Source organism: Legionella londiniensis (assembly GCF_001467825.1).
Taxonomy (GTDB): domain Bacteria; phylum Pseudomonadota; class Gammaproteobacteria; order Legionellales; family Legionellaceae; genus Legionella_A; species Legionella_A londiniensis.
The window spans coordinates 1-17,918 of the sequence record NZ_LNYK01000034.1; the positions used below are offsets into that span (position 1 = coordinate 1).

Sequence of the window (17,918 nt, forward strand, 5' to 3'; positions counted from 1 at the left end):
CTTATATGCTCAAACCAAGAAAACCTTCCCTCAAAATCCATTCACTTAATAAAAATTTAGGCTTACTTATGCCGAGCTGAGGTTTTTTAAGATCGGCTTGTTCATAAATAGCATATTCTCCCTGAAGCCCCAAATCACCAAATCCTGACGATCGCATACCTTCGCTCTGGTAACGAACGGCTACAGGCAAAGAAAGCAATATCGATGCTCTATCTGATAATCCATAGAGCAACTCTTGGGTAACCTGCCAAAAATATTCCTGTTGATTTTTTTCATAACTGGGGCTTAAAAATAATTGCAGCTCATTTTTTTCGATGATATTTTCCCCAAATGAGATAAAAGGCCCTGGCTCCTGGGCAGCTGGAAGGGAAAAATTGCCAATTGGCGGCGGTTCGGGGGGCGTCAACTCTGGATGCCTCGCAAAAGTTAAGGTGCTGAGCAAAGCAAGTAAAACACTTAAGAGACAAGAAGAATTTTTATTAGAAATCAAAAACTTGTCCTCGCTGAACAAAACCCTTAAAGCCTTGACCTTTGGCATCCGGCAGCTGGTATGCCGAATAATGGTAAAGCCACATCTTGGACTTGATTGAGGAGTCCAGGGTGATTAAGTCAATATAATTGCTATGAACCGGATTTAACTGCTCGCTGATTTCACAATCATGGAATATGACATCGGCCTTATGATAAAACTCCATATACTCTTGAGGCTTAAATTGGGTATCTGTGGTAATAAATACATTACTTTGACCATCGGTAAAAAACAATCCATAACTCGGCACAAGTTGCTTATCGTTATAAACATGGATGGTGCGAACCAGCTGAAATTCAATATTCTCCCAGGAAAAGCTGTTTTCGTTGACCAGTGTTTGCGGATTAAAATAGGTATGAATCGTGGCTTTTTCTTCATAAAGAGACTGTAATCCGGCAGAAAGACCATGAGTCCATAAAATGTCTATCATGGTTGGATGGATGTAAAGCTTGGGTTTTTTGGCCTTGGGATCAAACTTGCTGGCAAAAGCCAGCCATTCCAGTCCGCCGGCATGATCAGCATGAAAATGGCTGATATAGACGCCGTCAATATCGAGATAGGTCAAGCCCGCATGGCCAAGAGAATGGCGTATATCTGTGCCGCAATCAATCAGCAAGCGCTTTCCGGAATCACTTTGCAACACCATGTTGGATTGATAATTATTCTCTAACCGGCTAAATGATGAACCAGAACCTAAAAAAAGTAATTTCATAAGGAAAATCCATTTTGACGAACATAACTCTCTATACAAAATTGTTGGGCAAAAAATGGATTTTAGCAAGAATCTCTACTTTAATTGCCGAATGACCTTGAATGAGTAAAGGTTAAAATTTTGTTGGATTGTATAAAAATGGTCAAAATGTTGATGACAAAGCCAAAGCATTTGTGGTTTAATATCGACCGTTTTGGTTTTTTTTGAGTTTTTTAACATGAAAAAAATAATCCTTCTCCTTGTGGTTTCATTGTGTTTTCCCCTGGCTCATGCCAGCAAGCTCAGCAAATTTTTAAACAAGCTTGATGCAGAAGAACAGGCGCAAAGGCAACGCGAGTGGCGAGAGGACATGAATTTTAATGATTTATCATTTCGCCTTGAGCGGCGTTTTGGCGATCAATTCGGCCAGCAATGCCGGGAATATGAATTTCGTTCCCGCAGCAATCCTTATCGCCATGGCCACTATACTGTTTGTGAAGAACGTGGCCGCAGCCATGACCATGGCCATCAAAGTCAAGGGCCTGCAGGCAGCCATGCTCACGGGCATTTTTAATTCTCCCTGGGATATAAGTCACGAATTGCCAGAGGCAAAGGCACTGATTTATTTTTTTGATAATTGACCCAGACTATTTTGCTTATTCCTTCCGTCATCAGCGTGTCATCTTGATGGAGCTTATGCTCCATCAGTATGCTTGACCGGCCAAGTTGGCTGATGCTGCTCGTGATGGTAACCGTGGCAGGGTAGATAAGCGGCTTTAAGAATGTTGCCGCAACATGCACGACAACCGGCCCTTCGGGCCGTTGCAAATCCAAACCAAGGCTTTTTAGCCATTCAATCCGCGCTTCCTGGAAATAATCAAAATACCGGCCATTGTTAACATGGCCTAATGCATCCATATCGCCCCAGGCGATCGCAAATGTTTTTTGATGAACTGTGATTGCTTCATTGCTCATGATAAATCCACAGGATCAACGTCCACGTTCCAGCGCACGCCTTTTGTTATTTTTTTTATTGTGGGCAATCCTCCAAGTTGAGTCAACGCACTTTGCAGTTCTTTTCGCGAAGGCGCCTTAAGAAGCAGCTGCATGCGGTATTGGTGTGCTTTTTTCGCCAAAGGCGCGGGAGCTGGGCCTAATATCTCCACATTTTGTTTTAAAAGGAATTCTTTTAAAGTATGTAAAAAAACCAGAGCGCCCTCTTGATTTTTACTTTGCGCGCGGATGAGCGCTAAAAATTGAAACGGAGGCAATGCCGCATGTCGGCGCGCTGCGAGCAAGGATTCTGCAAAAGCCTCATAGCCATTCTGCAATAGCAAGAGGAGGGACGGGTGTTTCGGCAAATGGGTCTGAATCGCTACCTCCCCTGGGTATTCAGCCCGTCCTGCCCTGCCAGAAACCTGGGTTAAAAGCTGCCCCAAACGCTCGAGCGCGCGGAAATCCTGATTATAAAATCCATTATCTGCATCAAGAATAACCACAAGCGTCAAGCGTGGGAAATGATGCCCTTTTGCCAGCATCTGCGTGCCTACAATCAGCTGGGCCTTGCCATGACAGATATCTTCAAGATAACGATTGAGCGTTGCTTTTTTTCGCACCTCATCGCGATCAAAACGTAAAATAGCGGCTTTGGGAAATTGCCGGGATAAAAACTCATGAATTCTTTGTGTGCCTGCGCCAACCGGAATCAGCTCCTGGCCTTGACAGGTACGGCAGCGCATGGGTATCGGGTTGATAAGCCCGCAATGGTGGCAAATCAATTTTCCAAGGCTTCGATGCAAGGTTAGATGAGTATCACATGCGCTGCAATCTACCATCCAGCCGCATTGATGACAGAGCAAAACCGGGGCAAATCCCCGGCGATTGATAAATACCAATACCTGGTTGTCTTGCTGAAGATGCTTGTCAATGATGTGAAGGGTTGGGTTAGCAAGGCCATGGTCTAGAAGCTGATTGCGAATATCGATGACATGGTAGCGCAGCGGCTTATCATTCAGCGCTTTATGTCTTAATTTAAGCAGCGTGTATTTACCTGAAGCACAATTTTGCAAGCTTTCAAGTGATGGCGTAGCTGACCCGAGAATAATGGGGATCTTCGCCTTGTGCGCGCGAAACAATGCTGTATCCCGCGCGGAGTAGCGAACGCCTTCCATCTGCTTAAATGAAGCGTCATGTTCTTCGTCGACCACAATCAATCCTAATGCTTGCATGGGAGCGAACACGGCAGAACGCGTACCAATAATAAGCTTTGCTTCCCCCGTGCGGGCTGCATGCCAGGCAGCCTGGCGTTCCGTGTCATTCAGGTTCGAATGGATCACGGCGATTGGCTCATGAATACGGTGGCGAAACCTTGCCAGTAATTGCGGGGTAAGGCCAATTTCGGGCACGAGAACCAGAACCTGCCGGCCTAGTCGCAAGACTTGCTCAATCACCTGCAGATAAACTTCAGTCTTCCCGCTGCCAGTTACCCCTTGCAAGAGATAAGCCTTATACGCATCCAATTCCTGCAAAACGGTATTGACGGCAAACTCTTGTTCGGAATTTAGATGAAGAGACGGTTGTTGCTTTGTCGCCTCTTCTAAAAGAGCAGTCGATTTTAGCCAGGTTTTCAGCAAGGAGGCATTTTCAAGCGCATTGATTTGCGCATCAGTAAAGCCTGCTTTTAAGATGGCATGTCGCGGAACCCCTTCTTTGCTTTGGCTTAAAAAATCAACCAGCTCATGTTGGCGATAGGCTCTAGCTGAGAGCCTTGCGTGGGCTTGTTCAGCGGAGGTGGCTAATGTGTAAAAACGGGATGCAGGTTTTATAAAATCTTTGCCCTCACGGTATTTTTTAGGCAAGGCAAGGGTTATCACTTCTGAAAGGGGGGAATGATAATACTCGCTTACCCACTGGCAAAGCGCAAGCAATTCGCGGTTTAGCAAAGCGCTGCTGTCGATAATTTGGTGTATGGCCTTCAGGTTTTGCTCTGAAGTTTCGCATTTAGACTTGCCAATCACAATGCCCAAGCGGATTTGCTTACGAAAAGGCACCCATACACGGGCGCCGATGCAAGGTTCTTCTGCATCGGCGAAATAATCAAAACCCTGATGGAATGTATGGGGAATACATACCTTAAACACCAAGCCCATCTTGCTTTCCCGGTTTGCCTGACTTTGCCAACCAATTATCCCGGTTTGTTTGAGTTTGGCAAGACAGAGGATTTTATTTGAAAAGCAGCGAGGATTGTTTCTCCTCTTGAGATTCTTGACAGCCAATTTCTTTTTTTAATGGCTCCCATTCCTTGCCTTTCAAATTCATGATCTCATATTGCAACTTGCGAAAAGCTTCCATCTCCTGCGCGGTATAGGGAGGCTCGCTTGAATTCAGCAGTTCGGCGTAAAAAAGAATATTTCCAGGCAGGGATTTGCATTGGCGCCTTGGCGACAACAATCTTGGAGATAACATTCTTGGGGATAACAAGCGCGGAGATGCGACAGCCTCTGATGAGTGAGTATCATCGGATTTTGCATCCCATTGCATAACCAGTTTTGAAATACGCTTGATTTCTGAGCCCAGCTGCGCTTCCTTTTGCGTCCAATTTCTGGGCTCTTCCTTTGTTGGCCATTTTTTCATGGCCTTTTGCAAGAACTTTTCGCCTCTAGAGGCCTGCTTGATGCCCTCTTCTCCGACGACTTCTCCAAGAACGCAAGCAAATATCTCACTGGCTTCTGCGACGAGCGCCTCTGCTTTTTTGGCAAGAGTGGCATTCATCGGGAGTTTTTCCTGATTTTCGCCAAGCATCATTAACGCTTTATTCTGCCTGGATTTCTGGGTGAACATTTGCAGGGTCTCGATTTCAGTTGTCAGTTCACTTATCTTTTTCTTGCTTAATTCAGACACTTCGTGCTGGGACAGGAAAGAGCTGTCGATAATACTGCTATTGGCAAAATTCAGTTTAAAAAATCCAGTTTTAACAAAACAGTTCTCCCAGATGATTGCCAAATCATTTGTTGCTTCATGAAGCGCATTATTGGCAAATGCCGTGCTTTCTTTATATGTTTCCTTGAGCTCAGACACATTTGCCAGCTCTTTCATTGTGCGGCTATGTTTCAAATAGGTTTCAAGATGCCCTAAAAGCTGATTCAGATGCTCAAGAAAAAACAGCTGATCCCCAAGATACGATCCAAGAGCTGCGGCTTGAAAACCTGCATGCAATTGATTGCAGTTGATTTCTTGATCCGTTTTGTTCCCCAACCATTCATGCAGGCTGTGTGTCTCTTTGCCGATTGCGAGATGAATGGACAAATATTTTTTAATTTTTTTTATGCTATCCTCAATCGATTGCAAAGGATTTTGCGCGCCTGACAAGAACTGCTGTTTACTTTTGGTTATAGAAGTTGTTAAAAACATGGTATATACCTGCATAAGGGCCAGAATAGAGGATTATAAATATATTTATTGGTTTCATTCAAGACAATGTGGTTTAAGTTTGAAATTTTTCTTCCTGATATGTCAGTAAAAATGCATCTGTCCGGATTGGGCAAATTGTTAAAAAAGTGTATAATTAAACGATTTTTTTCTTCTAAGTACCGTCATGAATCTTGATAAGCAATTTGATGTGATTGTCGTGGGCGGAGGACACGCCGGAACAGAGGCAGCCTGCGCTGCAGCGAGGCTTGGTGCCGACACGCTTTTATTGACCCATAATATGGATATGCTTGGCCAAATGTCATGTAATCCCGCCATCGGCGGAATAGGCAAGGGACATTTGGTCAAGGAAATTGATGCGCTGGATGGCGTCATGGCGCGGGCCATAGATTCAGCCGGTATCCAGTTTCGCATTTTAAACGCATCCAAAGGCCCTGCTGTACGTGCCACAAGAGCTCAGGCCGATCGCGAACTGTATCGAAGAGCGATCCGGCTGCATTTGCAAACTCAAAAAAATCTGACTCTGTTTCAGCAACCTGTCGATGATTTACTCATTGAGCAGGGTCAAGTAACCGGCGTTCGCACTCAAATGGGCTTAACTTTGCGCGCCAAGGCTGTGGTGCTTACTGTTGGAACATTTTTAGGCGGTAAAATTCATGTCGGCAGCAGCCAGTCTGCAGGAGGGCGCGCAGGAGATCCTCCGGCAATTGCTTTATCCCATCGCTTGCGCGAACTAGATTTGCCTGTAGGACGCTTAAAAACCGGTACCCCGCCGCGCATTGACGGCAGGAGCCTGGATTACACGCAAATGGCTGTCCAGCCAGGAGATACGCCTGTGCCCGTATTTTCCTATCTTGGCACGCAGGACGAGCACCCCCGGCAAATCTCCTGCTTCATTACCCACACCACCGCCAGGACTCATGAGATCATCCAAAACAATCTGCACCAGTCGCCAATGTATGCAGGCGCCATTGAGGGGGTTGGGCCGCGGTATTGCCCGTCAATAGAAGATAAAATTGTCCGTTTTGCTGACAAAACATCCCACCAGATATTTGTTGAACCTGAAGGATTGACCACCCACGAAGTGTATCCAAACGGTATTTCCACAAGCCTGCCTTTTGACGTGCAGGTCCAATTTGTACGGACCATCAAAGGGTTTGAAAATGCCCATATCACACGCCCGGGCTATGCCATAGAATATGACTATTTTGACCCGCGCGGACTGACGCCCTATCTGCAAACCAAGCCTTTACCCAACCTCTTTTTTGCAGGCCAGATTAATGGCACAACAGGTTATGAGGAAGCCGCAGCACAGGGATTGATTGCCGGAATGAATGCGGCCTTGCTGGTAAAAGACCGGGAACTGTGGAGCCCCCGGCGCGATGAAGCCTATATCGGCGTGCTGATAGATGACTTAATTACCCGCGGCACGCAAGAACCATACCGCATGTTTACTTCCAGAGCGGAATACCGTCTGTTATTGAGAGAAGACAATGCCGATTTAAGATTAACCGAAATTGGCCGCCGTCTTGGCCTTGTCCTTGATGAACGGTGGCAGGCATTTTGTGCCAAACAGGAAGCCATTGAGCACGCCCAAGCCTTGCTTCATGGCACTTGGGTTCGGGTTAGGCATAACCCAAACCTGAGTAGCCGTTTAGAAACGCCGCTGCAGCATGATTGTCGCGCAGCAGAACTATTAAAGCGGCCTGAAATTTCCTACCACCATTTGCAAACCGTGAGCGAGCTTGGGCTTCCTGATTTGCCTTTAGCTGTTGCAGAGCAGGTCGAGATCCAGTGTAAATATGCAGGTTATATTGAACGGCAAAAGCTTGATATTGCCCGCCTGCAAAAATATGAAAATACCCTTTTGCCAGAAACGCTGGATTACACTCAAGTCTCAGGTTTATCCACCGAAGTGGTTCAAAAGCTTACAAAAATTAAGCCGGCCTCCATTGCCCAGGCTGGACGAATTTCAGGGGTAACGCCTGCCGCCCTGTCATTATTGCTCGTACACCTTAAAAAACTCAGGATGCTTGCGTGAACAGTGACGCGCGGATTAAAACAATTTTAGCGAAAGGGCTTCAGGAACTTGGCTTGGCCATGCCGCTTGATGCCTTATTGACTTATCTTGATTTACTCTACAAGTGGAATCAAACCTATAATTTGACTGCTATACGGGACAGCGAGGCCATGGCATCCCGCCATATCCTCGATAGCCTCGCTATCGCGCCATGGGTACAGGGCATGCGCATTCTTGATGTGGGAACTGGCGCGGGATTACCGGGAATTCCTCTAGCCATAGCTTTTCCTGAAAAACATATCGTGCTCCTGGACAGCAATGGCAAAAAAATCCGCTTCTTAAAGGAGGTTAAGCGTTTATTGCGCCTGGACAATGTCAGTATTGTGAATTCGAGGGTGGAAACCTACCATCCGGCTTTGGGTTTTGATACAGTAGTTAGCCGCGCGTTTAGCGATTTACAGCAAATGATCCGCTGGACTCAGCATTTGCTTGCACCACACGGCATCTGGCTTGCAATGAAAGGCCGCCTTCCAGAAGGAGAGCTTAAGATGCTTGATGTTTCTTATGAAGTAAAACATTATAAAGTACCATCCGTAGAAGGAGAGCGCTGCTGTGTCATTATTTTCAATCAATCCGGCAGACAATAAAAATGCCTTGACCATCATGGCAGCGTTCACGCAATAAAAAATGAGGAATTACCCATGGCGAAAGTCATAGCCATTGCGAATCAAAAAGGCGGGGTTGGCAAAACAACCACTGCCATTAATCTAGCTGCGTCATTAGCCGCCAATCGTCAGCAGGTTTTACTGATGGATCTCGACCCCCAAGGCAACGCGACTATGGGATGCGGCGTAGATAAAAATACTTTGGTGCATACCAGCAATGACGTATTATTGCACGACTGCCTGGCAGAACAGGCATCCCTTTCTACAAATTCAGGTTTTGATTTAATTCCGACCAACGGCGATTTAACTGTGGCAGAAGTCAATTTGATGGAACGCAGCCACCGCGAAACTTTTTTATTTAAAGCGCTGCAACCTCTGCAAAGCACCTATGATTTCATCTTGATTGATTGCCCGCCGGCCCTGAATACGCTAACCATCAATGCGCTGGTTGCTGCAGATTCAGTATTAATACCGATACAATGTGAATATTATGCTTTAGAAGGATTGGCGGCATTGTTGTCTACGATTGAACAAATAAAAAATTCAGTTAATCCGCGCTTGAGAATTGAGGGAATTTTACGCACAATGTATGATTCTCGCAACCGCTTGTGTTTGGAAGTATCAAGGCAATTAATTGATTATTTTGACAATAAAGTCTATCGCACCGTCATTCCACGCAATGTACGATTGGCTGAAGCTCCAAGCCATGGCTTACCGGCTTTGCAATACGATAAATCTTCTTCAGGAGCCGCAGCCTATATGGTACTCGCAGCAGAAGTGATTCGTCGGCAGGAGATGGTTGAGCAAGTTAAGGCAGGTTGAATATGGTTGTGAAACGCGGCGGATTAGGGCGGAATTTATCAGCGCTTTTAAGTCATACCGAAATAAAGCTATCGGAAGCTGATACCCCGCACTCTCGAAAACTTGCAATTCATTCTCTGCAACCCGGAAAATACCAGCCGCGCCGGGAAATAGAGGAATCAACGCTTGCTGAACTCAGTGAATCCATTAAAAAACAGGGGCTGCTGCAACCGATTGTTGTGCGGCCTGTCGCCCATGAGCGTTATGAGATAATTGCGGGCGAGCGGCGCTGGCGCGCTTGTCAACTTGCCGGCATGCAGGAAATACCTGTCATCGTGCGTGAAGTTGATGATGAGACGGCCATGGCCATGGCCTTAATTGAAAATATTCAACGCGAGGATTTAAATGCGCTGGATCAGGCCCGAGCCATGCACCGCCTGACCACTGACTTTGCCTTAACCCATCAGCAGGTTGCCGATTTAATTTGTAAATCGCGTACAGCAGTCAGCAATTACTTACGTTTATTAAACTTAAATGAGCATGTAAAGCGGTTGTTGGAAAATGGCGATCTGGATATGGGTCATGCCCGATGCCTTTTGGTTCTTGATGATGACCAGCAAAGCAAGGTAGCCCAATTGATCGTTCTGAAAAATTTATCTGTCCGTGAGACAGAGTCCCTTGTCGCGCGGGTTAAAAATGGCTCACCAGCCAAGCAATCCCGAGGTTTGGAAACAGATATCAAGACCCGCTTTCAAGAAGCATTGCATTCATTATCGCAACACTTAGAAACCAGGGTTCAACTCAAGCAAGGCAAGTCGGGTAAAGGCACAATCGTGATTCACTATAACGATCTGCAAACTCTGGAGAGAATGATGGCTCTTCTGGTGAGTCAATCTTAATTGAACTTGTTGTGTGTTTACACTTTCGGCAAGGAACAGGATGTCACAAGCCATTGGATTTACAGCAGAAGACTTAGCTCTTGGCTATTTAAAACAGCAAGGGCTGACATACATAACCCGCAATTATCAAAGCCGTTTTGGGGAGATTGATTTAATCATGCGGGATAAGCATCATTTAATATTTATTGAGGTCCGCAAGCGATCTTCCCGCCTGTTCGGAGGTGCGGCAAGCAGCATCAGCTTGAATAAGCGCCAAAAAATCATTAAAACTGCTTTGGCATATTTATCAAAATATAATTTACATCATCAACAAGCCATTCGTTTTGATGTTGTATGTATGGACGGAGTGCCCGCGCGATTTACCTGGATCAAAAACGCTTTTGGCGCTGATTATTAGAAGATTGAAATGGACTCAGCTTTTCTTTCTAAGTTAAGATCCGTTAGCAGTTGGCTCTCGCCTGGGCGAACTATCGACAGATAAGTTCAACGCTTTAAAGACAGAAGCACAATTTCCACAACCGGAAAACTAAATAAGAATAAGCCCCATATCATGGATACTGTTTTTTTGCTGTTATCTTATTTTAGACGCTTATGTTGTTCTTTTTGTATAAAAATTAGAGGCTATTATGAGTCAGATGGAAGATCGAATCAGACATCTTTTTGGAATTTGTATTGAAGCAAAAATTACTGTTGCTGATGCGATGTCAGCGGAAATTGCCAAAGCAGGATTGCGCCTGGTCAACTGCCTGCTCAATGATGGAAAAATTCTCTTATGCGGGAATGGGGGATCTGCTGCAAATTGTTTGCATTTCTCTAACGCCATGCTCAATCGTTTTGAAGTGGAACGCCCCGCTTTACCGGTCATTGCATTGCAGTCTGATCCGTCAATCGCAACATCTATAGGAAACGATGGGCATTTTGATCAGTTGTTTGCCCGGCAAATTTTGGCATTGGGTCAGGAAGGCGATGTATTGCTTTCTCTAACCACCTCTGGCAATTCTGATGCCATACTGCAAGCTGTAAGTGCCGCCCACGATCGCGGCATGGATACAATCGCCCTCAGCGGCCGGGATGGCGGCGTACTCGCCAATCATCTTGGACCTGAAGACATCGAACTCAGGGTTCCAATAGATAATCATGCGAGAATCAGGGAGATGCATTTATTTATTTTACATTGTTTTTGTGATTTGATTGAGCAATCCTTATTTGGGCAAATGTTGGGGTAACCATGAAAAATAAAACATCAATACTCATTATTGCTCTTAGCTTATTGCTTTCCTCCTGCGTGGCACTGGTTGCGGCAGGCGCGGCAGGCGGACTCATCGTGTATGACAAGCGTTCTGTGCCCATGATTGAACGAGATGCGCGGATATTTTATGTGCTTCGCAAAGCCATCGTCGCCAATCCAAAGTTTTATGACTCCCATATTGTCATCAGCAGTTTTAATCAAATTGTCTTATTGGCAGGTCAAACACCTTCAGCATCGCTGCGTGTTTTAGCAGAAAAAATTGCCAAAGAAACGCCGAATGTAGAACGGGTTTATAATGAAATTACCATAGGACGCCCTGTTTCACTGACTCAGCGCAGCCAGGACAGCTGGATTACAGGCCAGGTCCGCGCACAAATGATAGCCAAAAAAGGCCTGGAATCTGGTTCAATTCGGGTGGTGACGGAAAACAATGTTGTTTACCTAATCGGCATCGCAACCAAAGAACAGGCAAATTTGGCTGTGGACGTTGCCAGAAAAGTGCCTGAAGTACAAAAAGTGGTTAAGATATTTCGTTATATCACCTGATAACGTTGAGTTGCGCATGAGAAACCCATCGCGCAGCAAGAATGTTATGAACCATCAGGATTTGCTGGATATTTTGGCATAAAAAAGGATGAATTTGCCTTGAATTTCACGTACTGTAAACACTGGGCTGATAAGACATTGCGGGTACGTGTCTTCATTTTGCTGCTTGCTGCCAGTGTCTTGCTTTGCGGCTGCATCAGCAATATTCTAACCGGCGCGAGTTTGATTTATGAACGCCATAGCATTTATAAATCGTTAAGCGATTTTCAGTTGTCCGCCAACGCTAGCCGTGCGCTTTATCATGATGAGGTTTTTAAATGCCGGCAGTGCGCAATTGATTTGGCGGTGTTCAATGGCGACATACTGCTAGCAGGGCATGTTCCCAGCGCAAAGCTTCGTCAGGAGGCACAAAAAAGAATTGCAGCGCTACAAGGTTACCGTCGGTTATTTAACCAATTGGCCATCAGAAGGACAGATCCCAACTACATTCAAGACAGTTGGATTACAGCCAAAATTCGCGCCCAAATTTTGGCTGATGCACGCATTAATCCTAAGAAATTTAAAGTGATTACCGCAGACCGGATTGTTTATTTGATGGGGGATGTTATTCCCCTCCAGGCTACCCTGGTCATTGACATTGCCCGCCAATGTGTCGGCGTAAAACGGGTGGTGAAGCTTTTGAGATACTATAATCTCAGCAACCATGCAATCACTTAGGGTAAGGAGCGCTTTCCTACCTGGCCATCCTATTAAATTGGCCTGAAAAATAATCAGGCCGTTGCTGCTGCTCCCAATCAGGAAGTGGTTAACCTGTGGGTTAATATACTTTAACAACAGCAGCGAGTTTTATCCAGAGATATGTATATAATTCGACTGTTTAATTCACTTCCATGCTGCTTTTCGCTGGAATTTTGCTCTGCCCGCCCGCAAAATCAAATAAGATAAGCTTTTTTTGTAAAAGCCTTGCCAAAACAGGCTTGGCCGCAGAGATTTGTTTGCCTGAGAGGGTCTTGTGCTTTGCGAGCCTCATTATCCATTCGATTTCATCGGCAGATTGAATGGTTTGGTTGAGGAAGCTTCGTTTGCCTGTTAAGGCCAATCCCTCCTCGTTTTTTTTAATGGCACAAATGCTTTTTACCAAGGAAATTTGAGCCTTCTCCAATAAATATTCTGCGTGCCTTGGAGTATAACGCAGCTCTTGTCCATTATGATAGCATTTATTGGCATCGGCGAGATAAGCATGCAACCAGAACAATTCGTCCGTTTGCAGCAGTTTGTTTTCGCATTGAGTATCAAATACCAAAATATCAAATGAGCAAATATCCGGTAAAAACCTGTGCAGAAAACCTGAAATTAACCGCCGCAATTTGAGCTGGGCTTTGGTTTCTGCGTGGCTCGGCAGGGAATTATCCGTGCTGTAGAAGATCATGTTTTCAATGCCATAGCAGACATTTTTCTTGATGGAGCCTTTTTCATCGGCAATAAAATGATATTCTACCTCTGGCAATGATTCAGGATTAGCGTTTATTTTGCAAAGCGCGCTTTTTATTTTTTGATATAAGTAATCGCTGACAGCATCAGGGGAAAGAGGCTGCAAGATATCGCCTATAGTTTCCTGGCATAAAATCAGTCGCGGCCTCCAGGCCAGGGCGTATTGATTCGGCATGGTTATCCAGTGCAATCCTGCATTTATCCAGTGAGTCAGCGCGCCCTGCGCTTCACCGGCAGCCTCATAAAGGCTTGCCAGATTCAGATGATAATAGATGTTATCCGATGCCGTGTATCCGCCGCTGATTTCACTGTAGGCTTTTTCGTAGTATAAAAAAGATTGCTCATATTGTTTTGTCTTTTTGTATAAGCGTGCGATATTAATAAAATTGACATATTTCAAACCTGCGACATCGATTTGATGGTTTTCAATGAACTCTTTAATCCGCATTTCCAGGGTAAAAGCAAGATCAATATTCCCTTCCAGAACTTGCAACAACGCATACAGATTTAAATGATATAACGATGCTTCCGTGTTTAATGCCATGGCCTCATGGATGCCTGCTTTCCTGAAGTATTCCCGGGCGGTGCTCATTTGCCTACTTATGGTAGCGCAGTATGCTTTAACAAAATTAAGATTGAAAATGTCTTCATCATTTAAATACTGGTACCGCTCAGGAAACGGCAGAGCAGCGACTGTCTCATATTGATGAGAAAGAAAGCGGATCAACTGCAGGTGCATGAACCAGTACTCAGCTATTTCCTGGTTTAAATTCGGTATTTTCAAACCTTTCAGGAGCATCTCACATCCTGGAGCTGATGCGCCGGCTTTTAGGCAGGTCCAGGCATAGCCAATCATTAATTGCATATTTTGGACAGTGATTTCTTGCTCCATCCAGGCTCTGTGAAAATGAAAGCCCATCCGAGCGAATACGGCATAGCGTTCATTTTCCAAATGATTGGCAATGGATCTATGGCTTGTTTCCTGGAAAAAGCTTTCGCAACTTTGATATTGCAAGGTTACATTGGCTTTTTGCCTTAAAGCCCCGCATGTGTCTTGAAGCGGATGAAGCTCATCCATAGCGGAATAAAATACCACATGCAAAGCTTTAAACGCTTCGGCAAGAAACAGGAGCGCATATAAATTATCACTGCCTAATTTAGCATCAGGGATATAGACATGCAGTGCTAAAGCCTTGCCAGCTTTAAGCAAATGCGGGAGCAACGCATGGGTCAGTTTCCTGGCTCTTAATGCCTCTGGCGTGCCAAGGGATTCAAGATTAATCCAGTCATTGGTGTTGTTGAGATCACAAATGGGTAAAAATGCCGACTGCTTCAATTTAAAATGCGCATCAGGTAATTGTGAGGCTATATCCAATAGAATCTGAAAGGGGCAAAGAAAATCTCCCTTTAAATTCGCAATTAACTTCATGCTGTTTATTCCTTAAAAAACGGTTCCTGGCAGGCGGTATTGTTCGCCTTCTGCACACGCAAGCGCTATCTGGGCTAAATCCTGCAACCCTCAAAGAGCCTGGACATGTTCCGGACTAAAAAAATACCGCGGCCTATGCCGCGGTAAAAAAAGACTTGCCTGAAGGCCCTACTCAGTTTCTTCGGACATTTCAGAAGTAGCGGCAGTACAGCAGCAGCAGCACGAAGAAAGTGAAGGCTCAAAAGAAACGCTCTCATCAAATAAGACTTCCACTGCCAAATCTTGCATGTTTGCATTATCCATAATCAATTCTCCTTTGTAATAATATTAAACCGGGAATGCGTAGTTAATACCCAAGTTGAGGTTTACATCACCATTGCCAAATTTGTTATGAACAGGGATTTGATATTCGGCATTGAATTTAATGCCGAAATTATTGGCAAAACGATACATGGCAAAGCCTTCAACCAAAGGATCAATTCTGGTTCTTCCCTGTAATGATTCAGAGGGGATAAATCCGGAACCAACATTGACAATAAAATCGCCATCATTGACGTTTTCAATCACAACACCGGCACCAAGTCCGTACGAGAACTGATTGATATCCCCAAAGACCCTGTCTGTGGTAAAGGACAGTTTAACCGGAGCGAGTTCCGTTCTTACGCTGGCCGCGCGGTTGTGCTTGGCTTTAGAACCATACATATTGTAGCGGGTATTGAATAACCAGTCAGGAATATAAAATGACATGCCAATATAGCCGCCAAAAAAATCCTCAGGGAAGAAATCTTCTGGATCTACGGCAACACCATTGGGAAACAAGGCGGTACGGGACTCAGGGAAAATGGCATTATCTTTATAGAATGCGTGGGTATAAGCTACGCCGGCTTCAAAGATAAGCAGTTTTTCTGCGGCTACAGGCCCCATTGCGCCGGCAAAAGCGGATGAAGATGCAAGCGCCAAAACAATTGCGTTAAGTTTCTTCATGTTCATGCAAGATCCTTTTGTAAAAAATTAATACTTGAAAAACAGAAATATTTTTGTTTTTCTTCCTTATAAAACAGTTCCATTATAATGAAAAAACAAGCTAAATCTATAGCATTTACATTGAATTGCGGCAAAATTACCCCAGAGGTTGATTCCAGTGATTTTTCTAAGGAAAAGGAATCTTTTCAAGATATGCGTTTTCCTTGCTGATCCCAAGCTTTTGAGCATAGCGATTTTCAAAATTAAGCGGCTTATTGATTGCCATGTGAGCAAAAAAATCGGGGCTCATTATCTTGGTAATATGTAAATCAAGGCTTTTTTCATGGTGATGATAATAATAGATATCATTCGTTACCGCTTCGAGCTCCGCCAGAACTTCTTCCAGGGAAAAAACAGGCGCGGCGTAGACTTCTTCAGGATGATTGATATGAAAGAATGGATGCTCATTCAGGAAGGGAATAGTCTTTTTGACATCTCTATGGTTGCATTGCTGAAAACTTAAATGATATCCCGCCCCTGCCTTGTTTTCCAATCCACTCGAACTCTCCGTGTTATACAGGAAACTGTAGCACTGATAAAGCTCTTCTAAAGAAGCAGTCAGTGCTGCTTGCAGGTTAAATCCAGAACTCGAACCGATAGAATATTGCACCGTATCTTTTTCGGAGTGCGCGAAGTAAAACATGATAACGGTGTGTGCCGGTAAATGGCGGCCATTGCTGAAAACATACAATTGTCCATTTTCAAGCAGCATTTCTGCCAATTCTGCATAAGGCGTGACGAGGCTCAAAACCTGGGGATTGATGGCATACAAGGTGCTCTTTGAAAGCCAGCTCCCCAGGAGAGCTTGCCGCTCCAGAAACTCCATGAGAGAGCTTTCAAGCGCTTTTTCCTTGACTGGGTGAGCGGCACAGGCGCAGCTGTCACTGAAACCAAGAAACGGGACATCTTTTTTGACACCATTGAGGCTCAATCCATTAAAAAAATAATATTGCGCATGATGATCAAACAGATTGTTGACCCTGACCCATGAAAACTCATGAGCCAGACATTGCGCCTTGTCTTTGTTATGGCTTATCTGACACAAGTTGAGCAGCTTTTCACGATAGGTATGAGGCTCAATGGCCGATAGGGGCCGGACGCAATCAATTGGTATGCCGGCAAATAAATGATTGCGTTCATAAAACTCGCTATAGGCTTTGGCCGCGAGATTTAAGCCAATACCAGTGCTTCCTCCATAGCTGATAATGCCATCCACCACTGCTGAGCGGGGTGCCGATAAGAAGCTTTCGCTGCACAGTTTGAATTTCACGGCGTGGCGGATTGAAGCATGTGCTGCCTGCACGTGGGGCAGGCAATTTACCTGGTTCAAATTGAGTCCATTCATGATGATTCACCATAACCAAATAATTGCATCGTCAGGGCAAGATAGGTGCCATGATCCAGTCCCAGTTCATAGAGCAGTTCATGATCGCTGAAGGTGGACCAAACAGTATTTCGCAAATCCATATTTTGGGCAATATGACCCGCGTGCTGATACATGGAGCCGGCTTCCATCAAAGCATGCCGGTAACCGCGATAACGGTATTTGAAAATGGTTTTGCCGGCATGGGCAACGTAGGCAATGCAAAATGCTGGCGCATGATTTAAATCAATAAATCCATGCAGGATTTTTTCGAAAAAAAACGCCATGGGCAGGGCTTTGATAAGCTGCAGGGACTGGCTGACTGTACGATAATGATAGCAGCCTGATTTTAAAGGAGGCTGGTTACAAAGACGCTCATTAAAAATAAAAACCAGCGGTTCTACAGGGTACAATCCGCCGGCAGAAGGATAAGGCCTGTGCCCTGCTTTGTCTGGGGAAAAAGAGTGAATGAGCAAGGCTTGCAAATCCTGCCAGGCGACATTTTGTGCTGAAAATTTTGGTGTGGATGGTTTCCTGATGAACGGCGGCGGATCTCCTGTGCTGCAAACAAATTCTTGCTGGCGAAAAGGAGAGATTTCACACTCCGTAAGCTGCGCGCGGCTAATGGTTTTGGGATCAACATTGGTGATGGATAAATTGCCAAAGCCTGGAAAGCTGATTGCCTCTTTTGCATGGGCTCTCAAAATATCCTGATAAACCCTTGTATCCAGGCTCCCTTCAACCAAGCTGCCAATAAACGGTTTTTTTTGTTGGGGGTTCATAA

The 17,918-nt window shown here is 45.0% G+C and carries 18 protein-coding genes; 9 read left to right on the forward strand and 9 right to left on the reverse strand.

The window, feature by feature from the left end:
- Nucleotide 1: 1 nt before the first annotated feature.
- Together Llon_RS10870 and Llon_RS10875 are read right to left on the reverse strand one after the other, a co-directional pair.
- The gene (locus Llon_RS10870; RefSeq protein ID WP_058530096.1) at nucleotides 2-490 is read right to left on the reverse strand and encodes a hypothetical protein; all 489 of its coding nucleotides are present in this window, start codon (nucleotides 488-490) and stop codon (nucleotides 2-4) included.
- Nucleotides 480-1,241, reverse strand: a complete 762-nt coding sequence (locus Llon_RS10875; protein ID WP_058530097.1) for an MBL fold metallo-hydrolase — start codon at nucleotides 1,239-1,241, stop codon at nucleotides 480-482. The genes Llon_RS10870 and Llon_RS10875 overlap by 11 nt, the downstream gene beginning before the upstream one ends.
- 217 nt (nucleotides 1,242-1,458) lie before the next feature.
- On the opposite strand from Llon_RS10875, the gene Llon_RS10880 reads away from it, so the two are divergent.
- The gene (locus tag Llon_RS10880; protein WP_065238320.1) at nucleotides 1,459-1,794 is read left to right on the forward strand and encodes a hypothetical protein; all 336 of its coding nucleotides are present in this window, start codon (nucleotides 1,459-1,461) and stop codon (nucleotides 1,792-1,794) included.
- Here Llon_RS10880 and Llon_RS10885 read toward each other — a convergent pair.
- The 3 genes from Llon_RS10885 to Llon_RS10895 form a co-directional block, all read right to left on the reverse strand.
- Nucleotides 1,791-2,195 (reverse strand): acyl-CoA thioesterase, encoded by a 405-nt coding sequence (locus Llon_RS10885; protein ID WP_058530098.1) that lies wholly within the window; start codon nucleotides 2,193-2,195, stop codon nucleotides 1,791-1,793. The two genes, Llon_RS10880 and Llon_RS10885, sit on opposite strands and share 4 nt — an antisense overlap.
- Nucleotides 2,192-4,369, reverse strand: a complete 2,178-nt coding sequence (locus tag Llon_RS10890; protein WP_058530099.1) for a primosomal protein N' — start codon at nucleotides 4,367-4,369, stop codon at nucleotides 2,192-2,194. The genes Llon_RS10885 and Llon_RS10890 overlap by 4 nt, the downstream gene beginning before the upstream one ends.
- Nucleotides 4,370-4,442: 73 nt before the next feature.
- Nucleotides 4,443-5,630, reverse strand: coding sequence for a hypothetical protein (locus Llon_RS10895; protein ID WP_058530100.1), 1,188 nt, complete (start codon nucleotides 5,628-5,630; stop codon nucleotides 4,443-4,445).
- A gap of 184 nt (nucleotides 5,631-5,814) precedes the next feature.
- Between Llon_RS10895 and mnmG the strand changes: the two genes are divergently transcribed.
- The 8 genes from mnmG (at nucleotide 5,815) to Llon_RS10935 (ending at nucleotide 12,545) form a co-directional block, all read left to right on the forward strand.
- Nucleotides 5,815-7,689, forward strand: coding sequence for a tRNA uridine-5-carboxymethylaminomethyl(34) synthesis enzyme MnmG (mnmG, locus tag Llon_RS10900; RefSeq protein WP_058530101.1), 1,875 nt, complete (start codon nucleotides 5,815-5,817; stop codon nucleotides 7,687-7,689).
- Nucleotides 7,686-8,315, forward strand: coding sequence for a 16S rRNA (guanine(527)-N(7))-methyltransferase RsmG (gene rsmG / locus Llon_RS10905; protein ID WP_058530102.1), 630 nt, complete (start codon nucleotides 7,686-7,688; stop codon nucleotides 8,313-8,315). The genes mnmG and rsmG overlap by 4 nt, the downstream gene beginning before the upstream one ends.
- A gap of 54 nt (nucleotides 8,316-8,369) precedes the next feature.
- Nucleotides 8,370-9,155 carry a ParA family protein gene (locus Llon_RS10910; RefSeq protein WP_058530103.1) on the forward strand — a complete coding sequence of 262 codons (786 nt, stop codon included), beginning with the start codon at nucleotides 8,370-8,372 and terminating at the stop codon, nucleotides 9,153-9,155.
- 2 nt (nucleotides 9,156-9,157) lie between these two features.
- Nucleotides 9,158-10,033: a ParB/RepB/Spo0J family partition protein gene (locus Llon_RS10915; RefSeq protein ID WP_058530104.1), complete on the forward strand. Its 876-nt coding sequence runs from the start codon at nucleotides 9,158-9,160 to the stop codon at nucleotides 10,031-10,033.
- A gap of 40 nt (nucleotides 10,034-10,073) precedes the next feature.
- The gene (locus Llon_RS10920) at nucleotides 10,074-10,430 is read left to right on the forward strand and encodes a YraN family protein (protein ID WP_058530105.1); all 357 of its coding nucleotides are present in this window, start codon (nucleotides 10,074-10,076) and stop codon (nucleotides 10,428-10,430) included.
- A gap of 229 nt (nucleotides 10,431-10,659) precedes the next feature.
- A complete protein-coding gene (locus tag Llon_RS10925; protein ID WP_083503328.1) occupies nucleotides 10,660-11,259 on the forward strand; it encodes a D-sedoheptulose-7-phosphate isomerase in 600 nt (199 codons plus the stop codon).
- Between the two features lie 2 nt (nucleotides 11,260-11,261).
- The gene (locus tag Llon_RS10930; RefSeq protein WP_058530107.1) at nucleotides 11,262-11,828 is read left to right on the forward strand and encodes a BON domain-containing protein; all 567 of its coding nucleotides are present in this window, start codon (nucleotides 11,262-11,264) and stop codon (nucleotides 11,826-11,828) included.
- A 99-nt stretch (nucleotides 11,829-11,927) separates the two neighbouring features.
- On the forward strand, nucleotides 11,928-12,545 hold the full coding sequence (locus Llon_RS10935; protein WP_242601657.1) for a BON domain-containing protein: 618 nt from the start codon (nucleotides 11,928-11,930) through the stop codon (nucleotides 12,543-12,545).
- A gap of 160 nt (nucleotides 12,546-12,705) precedes the next feature.
- Here Llon_RS10935 and Llon_RS10940 read toward each other — a convergent pair whose 3' ends face one another.
- The 4 genes from Llon_RS10940 to Llon_RS10955 form a co-directional block, all read right to left on the reverse strand.
- Entirely contained in the window at nucleotides 12,706-14,748 is a 2,043-nt protein-coding gene (locus Llon_RS10940) for a hypothetical protein (RefSeq protein ID WP_058530108.1), read from the reverse strand.
- Between the two features lie 327 nt (nucleotides 14,749-15,075).
- A complete protein-coding gene (locus tag Llon_RS10945) occupies nucleotides 15,076-15,738 on the reverse strand; it encodes a hypothetical protein (protein ID WP_058530109.1) in 663 nt (220 codons plus the stop codon).
- Nucleotides 15,739-15,898: 160 nt separating this feature from the next.
- A complete protein-coding gene (locus tag Llon_RS10950) occupies nucleotides 15,899-17,116 on the reverse strand; it encodes a YcaO-like family protein (protein ID WP_058530110.1) in 1,218 nt (405 codons plus the stop codon).
- Nucleotides 17,113-17,916, reverse strand: coding sequence for a SagB/ThcOx family dehydrogenase (locus Llon_RS10955; RefSeq protein WP_058530111.1), 804 nt, complete (start codon nucleotides 17,914-17,916; stop codon nucleotides 17,113-17,115). The genes Llon_RS10950 and Llon_RS10955 overlap by 4 nt, the downstream gene beginning before the upstream one ends.
- Nucleotides 17,917-17,918 lie beyond the last annotated feature (2 nt).

Coding starts and splice junctions, on each gene's coding strand:
- Llon_RS10875 (WP_058530097.1), bottom strand. CDS start 1,241: ATGAAATTACTTTTTTTAGGTTCTGGTTCATCATTTAGCCGGTTAGAG.
- Llon_RS10880 (WP_065238320.1), top strand. CDS start 1,459: ATGAAAAAAATAATCCTTCTCCTTGTGGTTTCATTGTGTTTTCCCCTG.
- Llon_RS10885 (WP_058530098.1), bottom strand. CDS start 2,195: ATGAGCAATGAAGCAATCACAGTTCATCAAAAAACATTTGCGATCGCC.
- Llon_RS10890 (WP_058530099.1), bottom strand. CDS start 4,369: ATGGGCTTGGTGTTTAAGGTATGTATTCCCCATACATTCCATCAGGGT.
- Llon_RS10895 (WP_058530100.1), bottom strand. CDS start 5,630: ATGTTTTTAACAACTTCTATAACCAAAAGTAAACAGCAGTTCTTGTCA.
- mnmG (WP_058530101.1), top strand. CDS start 5,815: ATGAATCTTGATAAGCAATTTGATGTGATTGTCGTGGGCGGAGGACAC.
- Llon_RS10910 (WP_058530103.1), top strand. CDS start 8,370: ATGGCGAAAGTCATAGCCATTGCGAATCAAAAAGGCGGGGTTGGCAAA.
- Llon_RS10915 (WP_058530104.1), top strand. CDS start 9,158: ATGGTTGTGAAACGCGGCGGATTAGGGCGGAATTTATCAGCGCTTTTA.
- Llon_RS10920 (WP_058530105.1), top strand. CDS start 10,074: ATGTCACAAGCCATTGGATTTACAGCAGAAGACTTAGCTCTTGGCTAT.
- Llon_RS10925 (WP_083503328.1), top strand. CDS start 10,660: ATGAGTCAGATGGAAGATCGAATCAGACATCTTTTTGGAATTTGTATT.
- Llon_RS10930 (WP_058530107.1), top strand. CDS start 11,262: ATGAAAAATAAAACATCAATACTCATTATTGCTCTTAGCTTATTGCTT.
- Llon_RS10940 (WP_058530108.1), bottom strand. CDS start 14,748: ATGAAGTTAATTGCGAATTTAAAGGGAGATTTTCTTTGCCCCTTTCAG.
- Llon_RS10945 (WP_058530109.1), bottom strand. CDS start 15,738: ATGAACATGAAGAAACTTAACGCAATTGTTTTGGCGCTTGCATCTTCA.
- Llon_RS10950 (WP_058530110.1), bottom strand. CDS start 17,116: ATGAATGGACTCAATTTGAACCAGGTAAATTGCCTGCCCCACGTGCAG.
- Llon_RS10955 (WP_058530111.1), bottom strand. CDS start 17,916: ATGAACCCCCAACAAAAAAAACCGTTTATTGGCAGCTTGGTTGAAGGG.